Annotated in this window: 16 protein-coding genes; 8 read left to right on the top strand and 8 right to left on the bottom strand. The window is 70.2% G+C overall.

What is annotated here, in order from left to right:
* Window positions 1-21: 21 nt before the first annotated feature.
* The gene (locus tag ACIQI8_RS21015; RefSeq protein WP_402354054.1) at window positions 22-2,439 is read left to right on the top strand and encodes a galactose oxidase-like domain-containing protein; all 2,418 of its coding nucleotides are present in this window, start codon (window positions 22-24) and stop codon (window positions 2,437-2,439) included.
* 27 nt (window positions 2,440-2,466) lie between these two features.
* Here ACIQI8_RS21015 and ACIQI8_RS21010 read toward each other — a convergent pair whose 3' ends face one another.
* The 3 genes from ACIQI8_RS21010 to ACIQI8_RS21000 all read right to left on the bottom strand — a co-directional run bounded on the left by ACIQI8_RS21010 (window position 2,467) and on the right by ACIQI8_RS21000 (window position 5,507).
* A complete protein-coding gene (locus ACIQI8_RS21010; protein ID WP_402352564.1) occupies window positions 2,467-3,099 on the bottom strand; it encodes a TetR/AcrR family transcriptional regulator in 633 nt (210 codons plus the stop codon).
* Window positions 3,096-4,667: a DHA2 family efflux MFS transporter permease subunit gene (locus tag ACIQI8_RS21005; protein ID WP_402352561.1), complete on the bottom strand. Its 1,572-nt coding sequence runs from the start codon at window positions 4,665-4,667 to the stop codon at window positions 3,096-3,098. Before ACIQI8_RS21005 ends, ACIQI8_RS21010 begins: the two co-directional genes overlap by 4 nt.
* A 126-nt stretch (window positions 4,668-4,793) precedes the next feature.
* Window positions 4,794-5,507: a hemolysin III family protein gene (locus tag ACIQI8_RS21000; protein ID WP_402352558.1), complete on the bottom strand. Its 714-nt coding sequence runs from the start codon at window positions 5,505-5,507 to the stop codon at window positions 4,794-4,796.
* Window positions 5,508-5,847: 340 nt separating this feature from the next.
* Here ACIQI8_RS21000 and ACIQI8_RS20995 point away from each other — a divergent pair, with 340 nt between their 5' ends.
* From ACIQI8_RS20995 to ACIQI8_RS20965, 7 genes are all read left to right on the top strand, one after another.
* Window positions 5,848-7,680, top strand: a complete 1,833-nt coding sequence (locus ACIQI8_RS20995) for a phosphoenolpyruvate carboxykinase (GTP) (protein ID WP_402352555.1) — start codon at window positions 5,848-5,850, stop codon at window positions 7,678-7,680.
* A 303-nt stretch (window positions 7,681-7,983) separates the two neighbouring features.
* Window positions 7,984-8,970, top strand: coding sequence for a serine/threonine-protein kinase (locus ACIQI8_RS20990; RefSeq protein ID WP_402352552.1), 987 nt, complete (start codon window positions 7,984-7,986; stop codon window positions 8,968-8,970).
* Window positions 8,957-9,412: a hypothetical protein gene (locus tag ACIQI8_RS20985; RefSeq protein ID WP_402352549.1), complete on the top strand. Its 456-nt coding sequence runs from the start codon at window positions 8,957-8,959 to the stop codon at window positions 9,410-9,412. The genes ACIQI8_RS20990 and ACIQI8_RS20985 overlap by 14 nt, the downstream gene beginning before the upstream one ends.
* A gap of 92 nt (window positions 9,413-9,504) precedes the next feature.
* Entirely contained in the window at window positions 9,505-10,449 is a 945-nt protein-coding gene (locus ACIQI8_RS20980) for a hypothetical protein (RefSeq protein WP_402352546.1), read from the top strand.
* 26 nt (window positions 10,450-10,475) lie between these two features.
* Window positions 10,476-11,237, top strand: coding sequence for a hypothetical protein (locus tag ACIQI8_RS20975; protein WP_402352543.1), 762 nt, complete (start codon window positions 10,476-10,478; stop codon window positions 11,235-11,237).
* A 3-nt stretch (window positions 11,238-11,240) separates the two neighbouring features.
* Window positions 11,241-12,041, top strand: a complete 801-nt coding sequence (locus ACIQI8_RS20970) for a PP2C family serine/threonine-protein phosphatase (RefSeq protein WP_402352540.1) — start codon at window positions 11,241-11,243, stop codon at window positions 12,039-12,041.
* Entirely contained in the window at window positions 12,038-13,222 is a 1,185-nt protein-coding gene (locus ACIQI8_RS20965; protein WP_402352537.1) for a hypothetical protein, read from the top strand. The genes ACIQI8_RS20970 and ACIQI8_RS20965 overlap by 4 nt, the downstream gene beginning before the upstream one ends.
* Window positions 13,223-13,241: 19 nt before the next feature.
* On the opposite strand, the gene ACIQI8_RS20960 is transcribed toward ACIQI8_RS20965, so the two are convergent.
* From ACIQI8_RS20960 to ACIQI8_RS20940, 5 genes are all read right to left on the bottom strand, one after another.
* Window positions 13,242-13,850 (bottom strand): hypothetical protein, encoded by a 609-nt coding sequence (locus ACIQI8_RS20960; RefSeq protein WP_402352534.1) that lies wholly within the window; start codon window positions 13,848-13,850, stop codon window positions 13,242-13,244.
* On the bottom strand, window positions 13,837-15,378 hold the full coding sequence (locus ACIQI8_RS20955; protein ID WP_402352531.1) for a substrate-binding domain-containing protein: 1,542 nt from the start codon (window positions 15,376-15,378) through the stop codon (window positions 13,837-13,839). The genes ACIQI8_RS20960 and ACIQI8_RS20955 overlap by 14 nt, the downstream gene beginning before the upstream one ends.
* On the bottom strand, window positions 15,375-16,574 hold the full coding sequence (locus tag ACIQI8_RS20950) for a toxic anion resistance protein (RefSeq protein WP_402352528.1): 1,200 nt from the start codon (window positions 16,572-16,574) through the stop codon (window positions 15,375-15,377). Before ACIQI8_RS20950 ends, ACIQI8_RS20955 begins: the two co-directional genes overlap by 4 nt.
* Before the next feature lie 13 nt (window positions 16,575-16,587).
* The gene (locus ACIQI8_RS20945) at window positions 16,588-17,652 is read right to left on the bottom strand and encodes a hypothetical protein (RefSeq protein WP_402352525.1); all 1,065 of its coding nucleotides are present in this window, start codon (window positions 17,650-17,652) and stop codon (window positions 16,588-16,590) included.
* 387 nt (window positions 17,653-18,039) lie between these two features.
* Complete coding sequence (locus ACIQI8_RS20940) at window positions 18,040-18,453, bottom strand: hypothetical protein (RefSeq protein ID WP_402352522.1); 414 nt, start codon at window positions 18,451-18,453, stop codon at window positions 18,040-18,042.
* Between the last annotated feature and the right edge of the window lie 7 nt (window positions 18,454-18,460).

The following is an 18,460-nucleotide window of genomic DNA, read 5'->3' as shown; positions in this document are numbered from 1 at the left end:
GAGAGTTTCACCAAGCAGAACCTGCGCAGACACCGAAGAAGAACCGCGCTGGTCGGGGTGGGGGCCCTGACCGCCGGTCTGCTTCTCACCTCGCCGCAGTCCGCCGAGGCCGCCAACCTCGTCAAGAACCCGGGCTTCGAGACGGCCGGCACCGGCGACATGCCGTACTGCTGGGAGAAGTCCGGCTGGGGCGACAACGACTTCACCTTCCAGACCACGAGCGACGCGCACAGCGGTTCCAAGGCGATGAAGGTGTCGCTGACGCGTCGGGTCGAGGGCGACCGCAAGGCGCTGATCACCGAGACGACGGACTGCGCGCCGGTGGTCACCGCCGGCAAGCAGTACGACCTCGGGCTCTGGTACAAGTCGACGACACCGGACGCCAACGTCACCCTGTTCCGGCACGACACCACCGCCGGCTGGCAGTACTGGACCGACCTCAAGACCCTGGAGATGCAGGGGAGCTGGACCCAGGCCACGGTCCGCACACCCGAGGTCCCGGCCGGTACCGACCGGATCACCTGGGGGGTCTCGGTCTACGGCACCGGTTCGGCGACCACCGACGACTACACGATGGAGCAGGTCCCGGACGTCACACCGCCGGCCACCTGCACGGGCACCGCCGACCAGTGCGCCAACGGGCGCTGGGACGTGCTGCCCACGCAGAACCCGGTGCGCTCGATGCACTCCGTCGTCCTCAACAACGGCAAGGTGCTGCTGATCGCGGGCTCCGGCAACAGCGAGGAGCAGTTCAACGCGGGCACCTTCACCAGCGCCGTCTACAACCCGGCCGACGGCTCCTACAAGGTCATCCCGACGCCGAAGGACATGTTCTGCTCCGGCCACATCCAGCTGCAGGACGGCCGGGTGCTGGTGATGAGCGGCAACAAGGCGTTCCCCGCGGCGAACGGTTCGCACGGCTACGAGGGTTACAAGGACTCGTACATCTTCGATCCGGTCACCGAGACCTACAGCAAGACCAACGACCTCAACGACGGTCACTGGTACCCGTCGGCGACCGAGCTGGGCAACGGTGACGTCATCTCCTTCGGCGGGCTGCGCGAGGACTCGACCGGCTCGGTGACCGCCGAGTACTGGTCGGACGCCGAGCAGAAGTGGCTGGCGCTGTGGCAGGTCAACCAGACCTGGTCGTACTGGGGTCTGTACCCGTCGATGATCCTGATGCAGGACGGGCGGCTCTTCTACTCGGGCAGCCATGTCTTCGGCAACAACATCCCGGGCACCGGCAGCGCGATCTACGACTACAACGCGAACACGGTCACGCAGGTCCCCGGCCTGCAGAACAAGGACCAGCGGGACCAGTCGGCGAGCGTGCTGCTGCCGCCGGCGCAGGACCAGAAGGTCCTCACCCTCGGCGGCGGCAACATCGACTCCAACCCGGACGGCAACCGGCTGACCGACGTCATCGACCTCAAGGCCGCGAACCCGGCCTACGTGGCCGGGCCGCCGCTGCCGCAGGGCACGGTCGACCTCGGCAACGGTCCGGTGGCCGAGACCGGCAACCAGGGCAAGATGTACGTCTCCGCCGTACTGCTGCCCGACGGCAAGGTGCTGGAGACCGGCGGCGCGCTGCACAACCGCGCCAACCCGGTCTACGAGTCGTCGATCTACGACCCCGGGACCAACACCTTCGACCCGGTGGCCGCCGACCCGCAGGCCCGTGGCTACCACTCGTCGTCGTTCCTGCTGCCGGACGGCCGGGTGATGTCGACCGGTGACAACCCGGGCAACGGCACCTGGAACCACAACGTGTCGATCTACACGCCGCCGTACCTGCTCAAGGGCACGCGCCCGACGATCACTTCGGTGATCGACACCGAGTGGACCTACGGCGACACCCAGCGGATCACGGTCGACCGGCCCATCGCCAAGGCCGAGTTGATCCGTCCGGCCGCGGTCACGCACTCCTCGGACCCCAACCAGCGGTTCGTGGATCTGCCGCTGTCGGTGAACGGCAACAACGTCGACCTGAACGTGACGAGCAACCCCAATGTGGCGCCACCGGGTTGGTACATGCTCTTCGCGGTGGACGCCAACGGGGTGCCGTCGGTCGCCAAGTGGGTGCATCTGCAGGGTCCTTCGGCGCTGAGCGCCTCGGACGCCTCGGCGCACGTGCACTCCTTCGCGGACTCCCTTGAGGGCAAGGTCGCGAAGCCCGGCAAGAAGCGCACCTCGCAGAAGGTCCCCGTGACCATCTCGGGCTGCGACCGGCACTACGGCTCGATCAACGTCTGCGTGCCGACGGCCTTCCCGAAGACGGTGAGGAAGACGGCTCAGGCGCGCTGCAGTTGGCTCAAGAAGAACGACTACGGCCGTCTCAAGGTCAACGGCAAGGACGACCCGCTGGGCCTGGACCCCAACAAGGACGGCCTCGCGTGCGGGAAGGGTGATGTGAAGAGCGTGCTGACCAAGCGCTGACGGTCGGTACGGGTGAGGAGCACGGGCTCAGTCGGAGAGCCCGTGCTCCAGCACGTCCAGGGTGCGGTCCACGAGGTCCTTGAACTCGTCCTGGTGGCCGTTCTCCGCCCAGTACAGGGACGTCTCCATCAGGCCGCCGATGATGGCCATGGCGTAGACCCGTACCTCCAGGCTGCCCGGGTCCCGGCCGGTGCGCTCGGCGATGGCCTGGCAGAGCATGCTGCCGGTCACCGACATGCTCTCCATCATCCGCGAGCGCACCGCCGGGACCTGGACCATGAGGTGGGTCCGCAGCCGGGCCACCTCGGGGTCTTCCTTGATGCCGAGGCGGATGGCCTTCTGCATGACGTACCGGAGGGTCGTCATCCAGGGCTCGTCGGCGGGCCGCTCCCGCAGCTCCTCCATGATGATCGGGTCGAACTCGTCCGTGAGGACGATGTCCTCCTTGGTGGGGAAGTAGCGGAAGACGGTCGACGGCGACACCTCGGCGCGCTCGGCGATCTGCTCGATCGTCGTCGCGTCGTACCCCTGCTCCTCGACCAGCGCGTACGTCGCGGTGCGGATCGCCTCGCGGGTCTTGATCTTCTTCCGCTCGCGCAGGCCCAGCTGCGGGCGGTCGGCGGGGCTGAAGGGGGAGGGTGCGGCCGTCATGCTGCTCATTCTCCGGCATCCGCCGACGCGGTGGCCATGTCCGGGGTCCCGTCCCCCTCCTTCTCGGCGCGTGTGACCGGGGTGTTCGGCAGGAAGGCCGCGGCCAGCAGGGCGGTGACGAGGGCCGCGGCGCCGCACACCAGCAGGACCAGGCCCATGCCGTGGACGTACGCGCTGTTCGCGGAGGCCACGAGGTCGGCCGAGCCCGTCTGCCGGCCCACGATATGGGCGGCGACCACGGAGTCCCCGGCGGTGTCGGCGGCCTTCGCGGGCAGCCCGGTGGTGTCGAGGCGGTCGCGGAAGGTGCTCGCCAGCAGGCTGCCGAGCAGGGCGATGCCGATCGCGGCGCCCACCTGGCGCGTCGTCATGAGGAGCCCGGCACCGCTGCCGGCCCGGTCGCGGGGCAGCGCACCGAGGGCGCCGTCCATCGCCGGGACGACCGAGAAGCCGAAGCCGAAGCCGGTGATCGACAGCCACAGGGCGGTGAAGCCGTAGCCCGAGTCGACGCTCGTACGGCTGCCGAGGAGCGCGGCGAAGGCGAGGACGACCAGGCCCGCGGTGACCACCGCGCGGGAGCCGAACCGGGCGACGACCGGCTGCGCGGCGCGGGCCGCGACGATCAGGCCACCCATCATGGGCAGCAGCCGGACGCCGGTGCCCAGGGCGTCGTTGCCGAGCACCGCCTGGAGGTACTGCGGCAGCACGAACAGCAGGCCGGACAGCACGAACATCACCAGGGTCGCGGCGAGTGTGTTGAAGAAGAAGCCGCGGTGGGCGAGCAGTTCCATGTCGAGCATGGGGCGGGCCATGCGCCGCTCGCGCAGCACGAGCGCGGCGATCAGTACGGCGGCTCCGGTGAGCATGCCCACGATCAGCGGGTCGCCCCATCCGCGGCTGGGGGCCTCGATGATCGCGTAGATCAGGGCGCCGAGGCCCGCCGCGGTGAACGCGGTGGAGAGGGTGTCGACCTTGGGGGAGGCGGGGTCGCTGGTCTCGGGGAGCAGGAAGACGCAGGCGGCGATGCCGAGCGCGGCCATCGGGATGTTGACCAGGAAGACCGAGCCCCACCAGAAGTGGTTGAGCAGCCAGCCGCCGATGATCGGGCCGAGCGGCAGACCGAGCGAGGAGGCGGCGGAGATGATGCCGACGGCCTTGGTGCGCTCGTCCGGGCCGAAGAGCGAGGGCAGCACGGACAGGGCGAGCGGGGTGATCAGTGCCGCGCCGACGCCCATGACCGTGCGGGCCGCGATGACCCAGTTCACGTCGTCCGCCAGGACGCCGGCCACGGATCCGGCGAGGAAGATGCCGAGCCCCACGACCAGCATGCGGCGCCGGCCGAAGCGGTCGCCGAGCAGTCCGGCGGGGAGCATCAGCGCCGCGAAGACGATGACGTAGGAGTCCGCCATCCACTGCTGCTGGCCGGTGGTGGCGCCGAGGTCGCCCGCCATCGTCGGCAGGGCGACGTTCAGGATCGTCGTGTCGAAGCCGAGTGTGAGCATGCTCGCGACCAGGGCGCCGAGGGCCCACCAGCGGCGCGGGTCGCGTCGCATGCCTGTGTTCTGAGTGACAGTAGCCATGAAATGAGAGTAACTCTCAAAAGATGGTTCATGTCAACGGGTAGTGACTGTCAGGACGTGGCCGGGCGCACGAAAAATGGCCACAGCTGAGGAGCCGTGGCCATGAAGGAGGGGGTGCGTCAGGGGCTATCCGTGCTGGTACGCCACCAGGGAGATGCCGACGTAGTGCGTGAGGAAGGCCGCCACGGTGAGCGAGTGGAAGACCTCGTGGAAGCCGAACCAGCGCGGGGACGGGTTCGGGCGCTTTATGCCGTAGATCACACCGCCCGCGCTGTAGAGGAGGCCGCCGACGATCACCAGGACCAGGACCGCGATGCCGCCGGTGCGCATGAAGTCCGGCAGGAAGAAGACGGCCGCCCAGCCCATCGCGATGTAGCAGGGGGTGTAGAGCCAGCGCGGGGCGCCGACCCAGAAGACGCGGAAGATGATGCCGGCCGCCGCCGCGGCCCAGATGCCCCACAGCAGCACCTGCCCCTTCGCGCCCGGCAGGAGCAGCATCGTGAGCGGGGTGTAGGTGCCGGCGATGATCAGGAAGATGTTGGCGTGATCCAGCCTGCGCAGGATGCCGTCCATGCGGGGGCTCCAGGTGCCCCGGTGGTACAGCGCGCTCACGCCGAACAGCAGGCAGGCCGTCAGTGCGAAGATCCCGCACGCGATCCGGCCTCGTGAGGAGTCGGCGAGGGCGGTCAGCACCAGGCCCGAGACCAGCGCGGCCGGGAACATGCCGAGGTGCAACCAGCCGCGCAGCTTGGGCTTCACGTGGTCGGGCAGGGAGAGCGCCTCGGCGACGCGGCCGGCGGCCGTCGTGTCCGTGTGCGCATCGGGGACGGACGCAGTCATGCCCCGCATCGTACCTACGGGCCCGTAAGTTACGTGTCAGTAGCAGCTGCGGAACGGCCAAGAGTGGCCATCCTCTCACGGGAGTTGATGGTCCGTACCGCCGCGCAAAAGAACCGTCAGGTGAACCCAACGTGCACGTAAAGACACGCTCGGAAACACGGTGATGCGTGGCGATCCTCACTCCGCTCATCCGTGAGGCCCTCTGGACATATGGGCGCGCGAGTCGGATGATCAAATGAGTGCGGTCGGCACCGGATGAGCGCTGAAGATCAGCCGTGCAGCATCCGGGCCGCAGCCCCCACGGGGCCTCCAACAAAAAATCCCTCATTTAGGAGCAATCGTGGCGCGCGACATCGCGGCTCCCCCCGTCATCCCCACAAAGCACCCAGAACTGATCTCGTGGGTGAACGAGATCGCCGAACTGACCCAGCCGGACAGCGTGGTCTGGTGTGACGGATCCGAAGCCGAGTACGAGCGACTGTGCGAAGAGCTCGTCGAAAAGGGCACCTTCAAGAAGCTCGACCCGATCAAGCGCCCCAACTCCTACTACGCCGCCTCCGACCCGACCGATGTCGCGCGGGTCGAGGACCGGACGTTCATCTGCTCCGAGAAGGAAGAGGACGCGGGCCCGACCAACCACTGGAAGGCGCCCGCCGAAATGCGGCGGATCTTCGCGGGGGAGAAGGGCGAGGGGGGCGTTTTCCGTGGCTCCATGAAGGGCCGCACGATGTACGTCGTCCCCTTCTGCATGGGCCCCCTCGGCTCGGACCTCTCCGCGATCGGCGTCGAGATCACCGACTCCGCCTACGTCGCCGTCTCCATGCGCACGATGACCCGCATGGGACAGCCCGTCCTGGACGAACTCGGCGAGGACGGCTTCTTCGTGCGTGCCGTGCACACGCTCGGAGCGCCGCTGGCCGAAGGCGAGGCGGACGTGCCGTGGCCGTGCAACTCCACCAAGTACATCTCGCACTTCCCCGAGAGCCGCGAGATCTGGTCCTACGGCTCGGGCTACGGCGGCAACGCGCTGCTGGGCAAGAAGTGCTACGCCCTGCGCATCGCCTCCGTCATGGCGCGCGACGAGGGCTGGCTCGCCGAGCACATGCTGATCCTCAAACTCACCCCGCCGCAGGGAGAGTCCAAGTACGTGGCGGCGGCCTTCCCTTCGGCCTGCGGCAAGACCAACCTCGCCATGCTGGAGCCCACCATCTCCGGCTGGACCGTCGAGACCATCGGTGACGACATCGCCTGGATGCGGTTCGGCGAGGACGGCCGGCTCTACGCGATCAACCCCGAGGCCGGCTTCTTCGGCGTCGCGCCCGGCACCGGTGAGCACACCAACGCCAACGCGATGAAGACGCTGTGGGGCAACTCGGTCTTCACCAACGTGGCGTTGACCGACGACAACGACGTCTGGTGGGAGGGCATGACGGAGGAGACCCCGGCCCACCTCACCGACTGGAAGGGCAACTCCTGGACACCGGAGTCCGGGACGCCCGCCGCCCACCCCAACGCCCGCTTCACCACGCCCGCCGCGCAGTGCCCGATCATCGCGCCCGAGTGGGAGAACCCCAAGGGCGTGCCGATCTCGGCCATCCTCTTCGGCGGCCGGCGCGCCACCGCCGTACCGCTGGTCACCGAGTCCTTCGACTGGAACCACGGCGTCTTCCTCGGCGCCAACGTGGCCTCCGAGAAGACCGCCGCCGCCGAGGGCAAGGTCGGCGAACTGCGCCGCGACCCCTTCGCCATGCTGCCGTTCTGCGGCTACAACATGGGCGACTACATGGGCCACTGGGTCGATGTCGCCAAGGGCCGCGACCAGGCGAAGCTGCCGAAGATCTACTACGTCAACTGGTTCCGCAAGAACGACGCGGGCAAGTTCGTGTGGCCGGGCTTCGGTGAGAACAGCCGCGTCCTGAAGTGGATCGTGGACCGCCTCGACGGCCGCGCCGAGGGCGTCGAGACCCCGATCGGCGTGCTGCCGGCCAAGGGCGCCCTCGACACCAAGGGCCTCGAACTGGCCGAGTCCGACCTGGAGTTCCTGCTCACGGTCGACAAGGAGATCTGGCGCGAGGAGGCGGCGCTGGTGCCTGACCACCTCAACACCTTCGGCGACCACACGCCGAAGGAACTGTGGGACGAGTACCACGCGCTGGTGCAGCGCCTGGGCTGAGTCCCGCACCCGAAAGACTCCGCGGCCGGCAACGGTGCCCTGACCAGCGATCGTCACGGCCGGCCGCGGTGCCGACCGGCGAGGTCCCGCACAACGGCGTGCGGAACCGTGGGCCCGTCGTCACCGTTCCCGTCCGCCCCGACGGGAACGCGGCGACGGGCCCTCGCCCTTGTCCGGCGACCGCCGCCGCCGTCCCTGCCGGGAAATCGACGGCTTCCACTTCTCGCATCACCTCTGTGCGCACCCGGATTTCGCGGGACACTCGGGACATCCTGCAACGAACCCCGAAATGAGGTGAGCGGGGTGCGCACACCGGTCAGCGATCCCCTGAAGGTGGGGCCGTACCGGATCGTCGGGCGGCTCGGGTCCGGCGGCATGGGATGGGTGTATCTCGGCCGTTCACCGGCCGGGCGCGAGGTGGCGGTGAAGGTGGTGCGCCAGGAACTGGCCGCCGAGCCCGAGTTCCGGGAACGCTTCGCCCGCGAGGTCGCCGCCGCCCGGGTGGTCAGCGGCGCGTACACGGCGGCCGTCATCGACGCCGACACCGAGGCCGAACTGCCCTGGCTGGCCACGATGTACGTGGCGGGCCCCTCTCTCACGGAGGCGGTCCGCACCGACGGCCCGCTGCCCGAGGCGCAGGTGCGCAAGCTCGGCGCCTTCCTGGTCGAGGCGCTTCAAGCCGTGCACGCGGCCGGAGTCGTCCACCGCGACCTCAAGCCGTCCAACGTGCTGCTGGCCGCCGACGGCCCCCGCGTCATCGACTTCGGCATCTCCCGCGTCGACGGCGCCCCCGGCCTCACCCAGGCCGGACTCATCGTCGGCACCCCGCCGTTCATGTCCCCCGAACAGATGAAGGGCGCCCGGGTCGGCCCGCCGAGCGACGTCTTCTCCCTCGGCGGAGTCCTGGTGTACGCCCTCACCGGCCGCCCACCGCACGGCACCGGCGAGTCGGTGCGCTACCAGGTCGTCTGCGGCGAACCCGAACTCGACGCCGTACCGCCGACCATGCGCCCGCTGATCGCCCGGTGCCTGGCCAAGAAACCCGAGGACCGGCCGGCGCTCGACGTGCTGCTGACCGAACTGCTGGAAGAGACCGAGCAGTCGCCGTCCTGGCCGCCGCCCAAGGTGAGACGGACGATCGAGCTCCGGGTCAGTGAACTGGCGGCCCGCCGCTCCTCCGGTACGAGCGTGTCGGTGCCGTCCTGTCTGCTGCTGCACGCCCAGGCCCTGCTGGACGCCGGCCTGACCGACGCGATGGTCACCCGGGCGGTGAACCGTGGCTCCCTCTGAGTCCTTTCCCGCCCCGGTCCTCGAAATCGGCACGCACTGGCGCCAGTTGGTGCAGCAGTGGGGGGCCGGCCGAAACTACCACGCGCTGACGGACACCGACTCCGTGTCCCTGCGCTTCGACCTGGAGGAGACGGGCCGCACGCTCACGGTCCGCTTCATGACCACCAAACGGCTGCTCGTCGCCTTCGTCACCGACGGCCAGTACCTGCGCCACGATCAACTCGCCCTGGCCGCGGCCGCGTCGAACGCGTGGAACACGGAACAGCTCAATCCGATGCTCTCCGTCTGGGACGTCCGAGGACCCAGGCCGTGTCTCGCCGGGGTGTGCGATCTCCCGCTGATCTGCCGGGTCACGCAGTCGGATTTCGATGCTCTGGCCAGTGATTGGGTGGAACGGGCGCGGCAGATGTTCATCCGTTGCCACCAGGTGTTCCAGTTGTAGAAGTGACAGGTGTGAGGGGGCGCAGCCCCTTTCGGACGCGGGCCTGTTTCCTCCACTATGGGCGGGGGTCTTTTCGGGCCACGGGGGTGCCCATGGGGCGATCATCGCGTTTCATCATCTTTCCGGGGATTCTCCTCGTCCTGGCGTCGGTCGCTCCGGCGGCCCAGGCGGACGAGGGGTGCGGTGGGGACTTCTCGGCCAGGCTGAAGTGCTGGACGAGCCGACTGGATCAGGCCGACGTCACGATCACCCTCGACCACGAGCTGCCGCTCGACGGTTCCGCCAGGGACCGCGAGGACGCCTTCGGCAATGCCGACGGAAGCGCGCACGACCTGGAGGTCCAGGTACCGGCCGGCGTCACCACCGGCGAAGGCGGCACCGTCCTGCTCCTCCTGGCCGACAGCGTGACCGTCGACCCGGACGCGAGGATCACCGCGTTGTCGAAGGGGACCCGCACGGATCTCAAGGAGCAGGGAGTCTGCGCCAAGGACGGCAAGGACCTGTGCGGTCAGGTCGCCGGCGACGAGGTGTCGGGCGACGACCTGACCGGGACGAACATCGACAAGCGCGTCGGCTATGTCTACGACCCCGCCACCGACGACGGCCTGCCCCCCTGGCTCCTCCCCGCCATCGCCACCGCCCTCGTCCTCCTCCTTGGCGCCTTCTTCCTCCTCGTACGCCGCACCCGAACTCCCGCCCCCGCAACGGCCGGCCAGGCCTCCCGCACCGCCGACGCCGACGAACCCACCCGCGCCCTGCGTGCCACCCCCGCCCGTCCGGCCCGCTCCGGCGGCCGGCACCGGGCCCGCAACCGTGACGCGCCCGCCAGGTCCGCCGTCGTCCGCACCGACCTGCACCCGCAGGGATACGTCGAGGTCGACGGCGTCCTGTACCGGGCGGTGTGGGCGGAGCCCGGACAGCCGCCGCCCGCGCCCGGCTCGCCCGTCGACGTCACCGACGCCCAGTCCGCGCACACCGACGCGGACGTCCTGTACGCCTTCCCGCCCACCGCCGGGCGGTCCGCCCCCGCCCGCTGACGTACCGGTTCCCTCAGGAGAGGCCCATGTCCAGCGAATACCCGCCCACCCTGCCGGCGGAGTACGCCGACATCGAGTTCGAGAACAACGCCCAGCGGCTGCCGCTGGTGCTCTGCCTCGACACGTCCAGTTCGATGGCGGGGCCGCCGATCCAGTCGCTCAACGACGCCCTCGTGGAGTGGACCCGCGAGCTCCACGACGACGTTGCGCTCAGCTACTCCGTCGAGGTCGCCCTGGTCACCTTCGGCGGACAGGGCGTCGCCGCCTGGCGCGGCCCGCAGCCGCTGCCGCCGGGGACGCCGGTGAGCCCGTTCGTGCCCGCCCACACCTTCCGGCCGCCCAGACTGGCCGCCGCCGGCGTCACGTTGATGACCGAGGCGCTGGAGCTGTCGATGCACGTGGTCGCGGCCCGCAAGGCCGAACTGCGCGCCTCCGGGCTGCAGTACTACCGCCCGCAGATCTGCCTGGTCACCGACGGACTGCCCACCGACGGCACCGGCCGCCGCACCGATTCCTGGCAGCGGCTGGTCCCCGTCCTCGCCGAGGAGCAGCGCGCCCGCCGCTTCCGGCTCTACGCCATCGGCGTCGGCGGCATCACCGACGTCGGCGAACAGGTGCTGCGGGCGTTCGCGCCGACGTTCAACGCCCGCATCCAGGGCTTCCCGTTCCGCGAGCTGCTGCAGATGATGTCGGCGAGCGCCAACGCGGAGCAGAAGGGCGCGGGCGACGAGGTCTTCGAGAAGATCTTCAGCCAGTTCAAGACCCAGCGCCCGGCCTGGGAGAGCTAGGCGATGGGCGCGGGCCGGGCCGGCTGGCGGATCCACGGCATGAGCGTCGAGGGCTACCGGCACCGCAGGGACGGCCGGCCCTGTCAGGACGCGTGCGCGCACACCGTGTCGGGGCAGGTCACGGTGCTCGCCGTCGCGGACGGCGCGGGCAGCAGACCACGCTCGGAGGAGGGCTCCCGGCTCGCGGTGGACCTGGCCGTCGAACACTTCGTACGAAGGTCGTCCGCCGCCGTCGACACCCCGCCCGGCGAGGCCGTGCACGACCTGCTCGCGGACGCCTTCCACGACGTCACCAAGGTGTTCCTGGACACCACCGGGGCCTCGGCGGTCGACTTCGCGACCACGCTCACCGTCGTCGTGCTGACCCCGGGCTGGCTCGGTCATCTCACCGTCGGCGACGGCTTCGTCGTGCTGCGGGCCGGGACCGAGGACGGGGAACGGCAGTTCCACGCGCTGCCGCAGCCGGCCGCGGTCAGCGAGTACAGCAACGAGACGGTCTTCCTCACCTCACCGGACGCGGGCCGCCGGATCCACACCGACTGCGTGGTCGATCCGGGTGTCGACGGGGTCCTGCTGTCCACCGACGGGCTCGCGCAGGCCGCCCTGTCCCGCTCGGCCGCGGGCGCGCCCACGCCCAACACCTCTTTCGTGGACGCCGTCTTCCGCTCCCTGGACACCACCTCGGGCCCGGTCTCCGACAGCGCGCACGAGAACCTGGCCGCGCTGCTCAGGTCGGACCGGCTGACCGCGCTGAACGCCGACGACAAGACGCTGCTGCGGGCCGTGCGGGAGGTACGGGGATGAGCGGCCGGGTGGTGTACCTGGACGGCAAGCAGGCCCAGCTCGCCGAACTCCCGCTCAAGGGCGGCGGCCAGGCGGCCGTCTTCCCGGTCGAGGGCGACCACGGCACGGTCGTCAAGCTCTACCGCGAGCCGCCGGGACCCGACCAGGAGCGGCGACTGGCCCGGATGCTGACCATGTCCCCGCTCGCCGCGCGCCCCACCGACCAGTCCCAGCCGCCGGAGCTGGCCTGGCCGACCGCGATCGCCCGGGGCGCGGAGGGGGAGTTCCTCGGCTACGCCATGCACCGCTTCGGCGAGCCCGAACACGTCCAGCTGGTCGGCCTGTTCACCCGCGCCCAGCGGCTGCGGCTGTTCCCGGAGCGGGCGGACTGGCGGTTCCTGCTCGGCGTCTCCTGGAACCTCGCCTTCATGACCGCCCGCATGCACCACGACCACCTGGTCATCGGCGACTTCTCCAGCAGCAACGTCGTCGTCGACGCCAACGGCTTCGTCACCTTCCTCGACTGCGACTCCATCGCCTTCACCGACGCGGTCACCGGCGAGCCCTTCCCGTGCCTGATGCACACCACCGACTACTCGTCCCCCGAGCGCCAGGCGGGCGGCCCCGCCACCCGCGCCAGCGACGACTTCGCCCTCGCCGTCCTCGTCTACCAACTGCTGACGGCAGGGAACCACCCCTTCGGCGGCGTCCCGCACGAGAGCACCTCCGAGTCCACGGTCAAGGACAACATCGCCGCGAGCTGCTCCTACGTGGTGCGCCCCGAGTCGGTCGTCATCCCGCGCGGCACGGTCGACCCGTCGGTCCTGCCACCGGAGCTGCTCACCCTGGCCCGCGCCGCCTTCGGCCCCGGAGTGCACGCCCCGGCCGCCCGCCCTCCGGCGGAGGCCTGGCTACGGGCGCTGGACCGCGAACGGGCCCGCATGCGGATCTGCCCCAACCGCCCCCTGCACACCTACGGTTCGCACCTGCCGACCTGCCCCTGGTGCACGCGCGCGGCCCTGACCGGCCACGACGTGTTCAACGGCCCACCCTCTGTCCCACTGCCACCACCGGTTCCGGCGCCGGTCGCGCAAGAGCCGTCGGGCGGCGGACGGTTGGGGGCGGTGAAGGTGGCGGTGAAGGTGGCGGTACTGATCGTCGTGGTGCTGGTGCTGATCGTGATCCTGGCAGGAATTCTCTGACAGCCGCGCGAGCCGGCGCTCAGGCTCCCCGACCCCGCTCCTCCAGATACCGCGTGTGCGACTCCTGCCGCCGTGCCTCCGTCTCGCGCAGGGACGCGGCCAGCCGGTCCGCCTCCTCCTGGAGGAGCGTCAACTGCCGTTCCAGATGGCGTTCCGGCGGCTCCTGGCCCGGCGCCATCCGACTCCACCACCGGGTGCGTACGAAGGTGTCGACGGCCTCGGGGATGTCCTGGCGCACCGCCCGGGAGAGGGTGTGCAGGCCCTCGGGGTCCTGGCCCAGCAACTCCGTGGCCCAGCCCGGGTCGAGCAACGCGGCCAGCAGCTCGGTCAGTTCCGTGAGCCGGCCCGCGGCGGCCGGCGGCAGCTCGACGCAGGCGAGATAGTCGCCGAGCCGCTCGAAGTCCGCGCGCACCTCGTCGAGTTGCGCGGACGGGTCCGGGAAGGCGGGCGGCGCCGGATGCTCCGGCGGGGCGATGAGCGCGCCCGCGCCGTACAGGCCGACGACCACGACGGGCCAGTACGGTCCCGCCGCCCCGACGAAGGTCAGCACCACGCCGGCCAGCCCGCAGGCGCTGCCCGTGATGTTCTTGCGGGACTCCAGGAACCCCACGAACCTACTGGTAGCCACGGATCTCCTCGAAGGCGTCGTCCAGCGAGCCCTGTTGGGCGTCGAAGAGGCGGCCGCCGGTCAGGTCGGCGATGTGCTCCAGCTCCACCCGGTCGGAGTCGCCGAAGAGGATCGGGAAGACGGGGGTCTGCCGCCGCTGCGCGCCGAGCCCGCGGTAGAAGGCGTCGAACTCGTCGGACCTGGCGCCGGTCGTGTTCTCGCCGTCCGTCATCAGCACGATCGAGGTGAACGTGTCGTCGTCGGCGCCGAGATGGTCGTACGCCTTCTCAAGGGAGGAGAAGATCGCGGTGTCGCCCTGGGCACTGAGCGCCTTGGTGTCCTTGCGGACGCCGTCGAGGCCGGTCCGCGGGTCGGCCGGGTCGATCACATGGGTGCGGACGCTCTTCACGTCCGAGCCGAAGGGCATCAGCGTCACCTCCTCGCGGTCCCGGAAGTCCGCGGTGAGGTCGGTGAGCGCCTTCTTCAGCCGGTTCAGGCGGTCGCCCTTCATCGAGCCCGAGGTGTCGAGGACGTACACCGTGCGGGAGGGGCGGCGCAGCTTGTTCTCGTAGGCGTCGAGGAGTCCGTCGGCGACGGACCTGGTGCCGGGGAAGGGCAGTTCACGGCGACGGCCGGTGTCGAGGCCGGCCGCCGGCTTGACCGAGGGGACGATCGGGCGGCGGTGGGTGCGCTCGGTGATCTGTCGCTGGATCGCCGGGGTGCGCAGGGCCTCGGTCAGGCGGCGGACCTCCCCGCGGGTCGCCGCGCTGGTGGCGGCGAGGGAGGAGAGCGGGTAGTCGGCGGTGACGACGCCGTCGGTGGGGCGGATCACGGTCAGACCGGGGACGCCCTTGAGGACGGACTCGTAGTTGAGCATCGCGTCGACGTTCCCGCGCCGCTCGTAGGCGGTCGCCAGCCAGCCCGACGAACCCGAGGTCAGGCGCTGCCCCTTGAAGAACTCCTTCAGCTTCGGCGTGGCCTTGGTGACGTCCGCGTCGGTGAGCGCGGACTGGGCGCCGGAGAGGGCGGAGGCGACCGAGATCAGCGTGGAGAAGCCGGAGTTGGAGCGCGCCGGGTCGGTCATGCCGTAGCTGAGCCGGCCCTCCTGCACGGCCCGCTCGACCTGCGACCAGGTGACGTGATCGGGCTGCCAGCCCAACTCCTTCACCACGGCCGTCCGCACCCCGATCGCGACCGGGCTGGACATGATCGACGTCTCCGACACGACCCGCTTCGCCGCCTCGGGCCGCAGCCGCAGATAGTCGTCCGAGGACAGCCACACCGCGTCGTACAGCCCGTCGGTCCCGCCCTTGGCGAGCAGGTCGACGGCGTCGAGGGTGCCCATGTAGGTGGGGCGGACGGTGAGGCCGGTGTCCTTGCGGACCTGGTCCAACACCGGTGTCATGTCGGCGAGTTCGCTGGAGGCGAGGACGCGCAGGGTGCCCGGCCGCGGGGAGTGGCCGTCGGCGGGGTCGGCCGCCTCGGGTGCCGTCGTGCAGGCGGTCAACACGGCGGTGGCCGCGGCGACGAGGACGAGAGTCCGTCTCATGAGAGCCCCCCTTCGAGCGCTCCCTGCGACCGGCTGCGCGCCAAGTAACCGCTCGCGGAGTGGAGTTCGACGGTCAGGGACTCGACGGTCGAGGCCATCACCTCGGTCGCCTGGACCTTGTACGTGTCGATCGCGTCCAGCGTGCGGTAGATCTGCTGGAAGGCCGAGCGCAGCGTCTCGGCGCCCACGGCAGGGTCGGCGGCGATCCGCTGGATCTCCCCGCTCTGCGTGGCGAGCATCTCGGCATTGCCCCGGATCAGATCCTCGGTCGTCCCGCGCAACGCGTTGACCTGCTCGACGACCTTCTTCTGGTTGTCCAGCGCGGAGGCCAGCATCACGGAGATCCGCAGCGCCGACACGGTGGTCGTGGCCGCCCGGTCGACGCCCTTGATCAGCTCCTCGTTGTTGCGGCGTACGACGTCCATGGCGAGGTAGCCCTGGGCGCAGACGGCGAGTTGGGTGAGCAGGTCCTGGTGCTTCTGCCGGACGGGGAAGAGCACGTCGGCCCGGAGACTGTCGGCCGCCTCCGGCTGCGCCACCCCGGCGATGTGCTGCTCGACGGCCGAGTCGAGGGCCTCGGTGAGCACGACGTACTCCTGCAGCTTGCCCATGGTCTCCCACAGACGGACCCGCTCGGTCTGCAACGCGGCGTTGTCGCGCCGCAGTTCGTCCTGCCCGCCGCGCAGGGAGCCGACGATCTTGTTCAAGGTCCCTTGCGCGGAGGCGTACTTGGCGACGTGATCGCGCAGCTTGTTGCCACCGGGCAGCCGGGACAGGAACTTTCGCCCCTTGCCGGCGGGCACCTCACGCGGATCCAGGTCTTCCACCACCCGCCGGAGTTCGACGAGTGATCCGGCGACCCGGGACTGTGCGTCCCCGCCCTTGTCGGGCAGGGAGCGGACGGTCCGCTCCAGCATCCGGTTGGACTGCGCGGTCGCGGTCCGCATCTCGCCGGCGCCCAGGGCGGTGATCTCGCCGACCTTCCCGGCGAACTCCGGCGAGCGGGCGTCGAGCGCGGCGAGCCCGTCGACGTACGCGGCGGCCTTCTGCGCCATGTCCGTACGGACGCTGTCGGCGACGGGCACGAGTCCGCCGGCCTTCTCCCGCGGCACGGCGGCGACGGGTTCGGGCGGGGTGAGGGTGAAGGTGTCGTCGGCGCTGTGGCTGCTGTTCTGACTGGTGTTGTGATCGTTCACGTTTCGTCCCCCGTTATCCCTTCGCCCGGCGGGCCATCTCGTGCAGCACCGCAGAGGTGGGCACGGGCGCCTGCCGGACGCCGGTCAGTTCCTGCTTGAGATAGGTGCCGGCCGAGGCGAACTCGGTGGCGGACCCCTGCGGCCGAAAGCCGTGCCGTACGGCGAGCTCGCGCAACTCCGGGTCGGTGGAGAGGAGTTGGGCGAGGGCCTGGCCGTTGTCGGTGAGCGGTACGACGGTGTGGTCGCTGTTGACGGTGGTGTCCGGGTAGAGCACGACGAGGTCGCCCGGCTGCTGTCCGTCCGCCAGCAGGGCGGCGACCTGGGACTCGTAGACCAGCACGAGCGGATTCCCGGCCCCGCTGACGAAGTCCCGGAAGACGGCGTCCGATCCGGACTGCTGGGCGCCCTGCACGGTGACGAGCTTCTTCAGCACAGGCTCGGTCCGGTCGAGGTCGGCGGCGCTCGCGACGACCCGTCCGCCGTTGGCCACGTAGGAGGCGGCGGCGAGGTAGAGAGCACCGGAGTTGGAGGACGCGGGATCGGTACTGGAGATGAAGAGAGTCCCGCTCAACTCCCCGTACTTCCCGGCCCCCTTGAGCTGCTGCCAACTGCGGTCGTGGTGGGCGGCGTCGAGGTAGGCGGCCATCTTCAGCGTGCCGCGGTGCTCGGTGTCGAGCGTGGCGAGGCCGTTGGCGGCGAGCACCTGGGCGGCGCTGCGGTGGGCCACGACGACGAGCGGCGAGTAGAAGGGGCGGGGGAGGGTGCCGCGCACCTTGTGGCGGGCGGCGAGCTCGACGGCGGGTGCCTGGCTGGAGGGAAAGGCGAAGTCGTAGCCCTTCAGATCCAGCCCTTCCATGGCCCAGGACCCGGAGGTCTCGGCCTTCACGGTGTAGCCCTCGGCGGCGAGGGCCTTCACCACGTCGGGATCGGCGAAGAAGTCCGCCTTCTCCGACCCGATCACTCCACGCACGGTCTTCGTTGCCGTGCCCTTGTCCTCCGCGTGCCGCCCCGCGACGACGGCTGCCACCACGCCGCCGATCAGCAGAACAGCGAGGACGATTCCTGCGATTCGTCTCACGCCGGGGAGCGTGCTCCCGGAACCCCATGTTCCAGCGCTTAGCGGGTGAACGGGGGGTGAAGTGGCGGTCCCGGTACACAACGGAGCGGTGGGCAAGGCCGGTTCGGCACCGCCGGGGAGGGAGACGGGGGTTGATCGCCGTTGCGGCGGAGAAAGATGGGCGGCGATGAAGATGGGGCCGGAGGGCATGGGGCGGCGCAGATCAAGGGACCGCGCTGCAACCCCCTAGGGGCGCGGGGAACTGCGCGACCAGCCACGGCGGGGCCGCGGCCGCAAGACGAGCTCAACGCCGACGGCGATACCGCGCACGCAAGACGAGCTCAACGCCGACGGCGATACCGCGCACGCAAGACGTGCTCAACGCCTACGGCGAAACCGCGGACGCGCTCAGTGGGACGCCAGTTCCAGAGGGGCCAGCGCTGCCGCGTGCGCGTCCATCTGCTCGGCCGCCAGAATCGCCGCCGCCGTGTCCGCACGCGACGCCGCCACGACCAGCGCGCGCCCCGCGAGGGCATGCGCCCGCTGATGCAAGGCCGTGAGGTCAGTCCCGGGCGGGGCCACCGTCATACGGACCGGAGCCGTACCGCCCCGCAACCGACCCACCTGCGCGGCAAGCTTCTCCGCCGCCTCGTCGAGGTCGCCGGAGGGCTCCAGTACGCGCAACTCGTCCGTCACCGCCAGCAACGCCGAAAGATGACCCGCCAGTTGAATGTCCAGCTCGTCCTCACGCGACCGGTGAGGGAAGTCGGCGTCGCCGGCCACCGTGCTGTGGACCGACTTCGTACGGATCGGCTCGTACATGGGATGG

The sequence above is a fragment of the Streptomyces sp. NPDC092369 genome, assembly GCF_044755245.1.
GTDB lineage: Bacteria > Actinomycetota > Actinomycetes > Streptomycetales > Streptomycetaceae > Streptomyces.
This window is presented reverse-complemented; position numbering and strand designations above follow the sequence as displayed.

What these genes read in the sequence shown, in the direction of transcription:
- ACIQI8_RS21010 (WP_402352564.1), bottom strand. Translation starts at nt 3,099, where the DNA reads ATGAGCAGCATGACGGCCGCACCCTCCCCCTTCAGCCCCGCCGACCGC.
- ACIQI8_RS21005 (WP_402352561.1), bottom strand. Translation starts at nt 4,667, where the DNA reads ATGGCTACTGTCACTCAGAACACAGGCATGCGACGCGACCCGCGCCGC.
- ACIQI8_RS21000 (WP_402352558.1), bottom strand. Translation starts at nt 5,507, where the DNA reads ATGACTGCGTCCGTCCCCGATGCGCACACGGACACGACGGCCGCCGGC.
- ACIQI8_RS20980 (WP_402352546.1), top strand. Translation starts at nt 9,505, where the DNA reads ATGGGGCGATCATCGCGTTTCATCATCTTTCCGGGGATTCTCCTCGTC.
- ACIQI8_RS20975 (WP_402352543.1), top strand. Translation starts at nt 10,476, where the DNA reads ATGTCCAGCGAATACCCGCCCACCCTGCCGGCGGAGTACGCCGACATC.
- ACIQI8_RS20970 (WP_402352540.1), top strand. Translation starts at nt 11,241, where the DNA reads ATGGGCGCGGGCCGGGCCGGCTGGCGGATCCACGGCATGAGCGTCGAG.
- ACIQI8_RS20965 (WP_402352537.1), top strand. Translation starts at nt 12,038, where the DNA reads ATGAGCGGCCGGGTGGTGTACCTGGACGGCAAGCAGGCCCAGCTCGCC.
- ACIQI8_RS20955 (WP_402352531.1), bottom strand. Translation starts at nt 15,378, where the DNA reads ATGAGACGGACTCTCGTCCTCGTCGCCGCGGCCACCGCCGTGTTGACC.
- ACIQI8_RS20940 (WP_402352522.1), bottom strand. Translation starts at nt 18,453, where the DNA reads ATGTACGAGCCGATCCGTACGAAGTCGGTCCACAGCACGGTGGCCGGC.